Source organism: Vibrio sp. 2134-1 (genome assembly GCF_033339495.1).
Genome location: NZ_JAWOUS010000288.1, coordinates 1 through 798, shown reverse-complemented (window position 1 = coordinate 798; position 798 = coordinate 1). Strand labels below are relative to the sequence as shown.

1 protein-coding gene is annotated in these 798 nt (G+C 45.7%); it reads right to left on the bottom strand.

Annotated elements, in window-relative coordinates; genetic code table 11:
* Positions 1–735 (bottom strand): amino acid ABC transporter substrate-binding protein (locus R7R78_RS25525; RefSeq protein ID WP_225474547.1); only part of this gene is annotated, 735 nt, incomplete at its 3' end.
* Between the last annotated feature and the right edge of the window lie 63 nt (positions 736–798).

The window sequence follows — 798 nt, the reverse complement described above, 5'->3', positions numbered from 1 at the left end:
CTTCACTGAAATCTTTTCTACTGTACCATCTGCACGCATCTCTGCTAGTGCTTTATTCACTTCCGCTTGTAGCTTCTGACCTTTTTCATTGTTGACGAAAGGCCATGCGTTTTGAATGGTTTCAAACGGTTCACCAGCCAGTTCCAGTGGCAGACCTGTTTTCTTGATCAGTTCTAGCGCGGACAAACGGTCCATCACGAAAGCGTCTGCACGGCCAAGCGCAACATCATGCTCGATACCAGTGTCGTAAGGTTTGATGTTGATTTTGCCATCTTTGTCGTATTGGCGTAGTAGCTGCTCAAAGTTAGAACCTAGGTTAACCGCAACGGTTTTGCCTGCTAGATCGTCTACACCTTTGATGCTGTCGTTGCCTTTACGTACCGTGATTTGCGCGCCGTCGATCACATAAGGGTCTGCAAACAGGTATTTCGCTTTGCGCTCATCTGTCATGGTGATTTGGTTTGAGATTGTATCGATGCGGCCAGTTTCTAAAAGACCAAACAAACCTGAGAAGTTCGACGTCACGTATTCGATCTTGTAGTCGTTACGCTTACCGATCTCATCCCACATATCCACCTCAAAGCCTTGTAGCTTGTCTTGCTTCACGAAAGTGAATGGGAAGTAACGGCCAGACATGCCCACCTTGACTTCAGTTGCGGCAGTGTCGACTGCCGCTTGAACTGTCGCGGCAGATAGTGCGATGGCTGCAACGGCAACCTTAATCCAGTTTTTCATAATACATCTCCATATTTTAATAGTTGGAAATACTACTGTTAGTTAGCTCAATTAAATAAATAA